The sequence below is a fragment of the Paenibacillus thiaminolyticus genome, from assembly GCF_003591545.1.
Classification (GTDB): domain Bacteria; phylum Bacillota; class Bacilli; order Paenibacillales; family Paenibacillaceae; genus Paenibacillus_B; species Paenibacillus_B thiaminolyticus_A.
The window spans coordinates 16,731-18,047 of record NZ_QYZD01000058.1; the positions used below are offsets into that span (position 1 = coordinate 16,731).

Genomic DNA, 1,317 nt, shown 5'->3' on the forward strand with positions numbered 1-1,317 from the left:
GAATGAAGCGCGATTCGGGGTGTCCGCGCGAGCACGTCAGCAGCGGAATGAAGCGCGATTCGGGGTGTCCGCGCGAGCACGTCAGCAGCGGAATGAAGCGTGATTCGGGGTGTCCGCGCGAGCAATGTCAGTAGGGTAATGAAGCACGATTCGGGGTGTCCACGCGAGCAACGTCAGTAGAGGAATGACGCATTCGGGGTGTCCACGCGAGCAACGTCAGCATCGGAATGAAGCACGCCCTGCCGTGTCCGGGGGTTATGGTAGTAAGGTAACGCCCCTCGCAGGTGTATGCCTGTCCTTACCACGCAAGTCGCATGCCCGTCCTCCCCCTAAGTTGCATGCAGGTGGGCGGAGCGCTATACTTGAACACGATGAACTAAGGCATTTGTCCCTGTCGGGATGGAGCAGCGAAAGGACTCGAATTCACCACGATGTTGACAGAGAAGAAAGCGTTTAGACGAATCCAATGGGGACTGCTGTTTTTTATTGATTACTCGGTGGGCGGCGTAGATCTGCTGCCCGATATCGTCGGCTTGTTCCTCATCTATACGGCGATTCGCGATCTGGAAGGGGTCGAGCCCCCGTTCCGGCGCGCGAAGGCCGTGGTTATCCCGCTGATGGCGCTGGCTGTCATTGAGATTTTGCAGCCGTTCATCATTCAAGCGATCCCGCGGGGGATATTGGCCTGGTACGGAGTCGGGCAATCCGTGCTGAAGACCGGATTGAATATCGCGTTGATGACCTTGCTGTGCGGCGGCCTCCGCTCGTTCATGCTGCGGAACGGACAGCCCGCGCTCGCGCATATGGCGCGCCGGCGGCTGATCTATTTCATTGTCGCGCTCGGATGTTCGTTGAGCATGATTGGCTTTGCCCTGGCGTCGCCGATGCTGTTCGACGCGATGGCTGTACCGTTCTTCCTGCTCTATATTATTGTCATCATAATGCTGATGGGCTTGTTCGGGCAGGCGGCGAAGCGAACGGATGAGATGCGCGGAAGCGTGGCATAACAAAATTGAATTGGCCCGTGAGCGGCAAGCAAAGACAGGCGAAGAGTTCGCTTGTCTTTTGTTGTCAAGGGGAGGCAAGCCGCGCTGATATGGCCAAGAGTCGCTGACTGGTCAAGAGCCGCTGATATGGTTAAGAGTCGCTGGTATGGGCAAGAGTCACTGGTATGGGCAAGCATCACTAGTATGGTCAAGAGTCGCTGGTATGGGCAAAAGTCGCTGATAAGGTCAAGAGTTGCTGATATGGTGAAGAGTCACTGGCATGGTCAAGAGTCGCTGATATGGTCAAGAGTCGCTGGTATGGGCAAGAGTC

General features: G+C 56.4%; 1 protein-coding gene. It reads left to right on the forward strand.

All coding sequences use genetic code 11. The features are described 5' to 3' along the window. Window positions 1-431: 431 nt before the first annotated feature. Window positions 432-1,007, forward strand: coding sequence for a hypothetical protein (locus DQX05_RS28800; RefSeq protein ID WP_119796680.1), 576 nt, complete (start codon window positions 432-434; stop codon window positions 1,005-1,007). Window positions 1,008-1,317: the final 310 nt, after the last annotated feature.

What these genes read in the sequence shown, in the direction of transcription:
- DQX05_RS28800 (WP_119796680.1), top strand. Translation starts at nt 432, where the DNA reads ATGTTGACAGAGAAGAAAGCGTTTAGACGAATCCAATGGGGACTGCTG.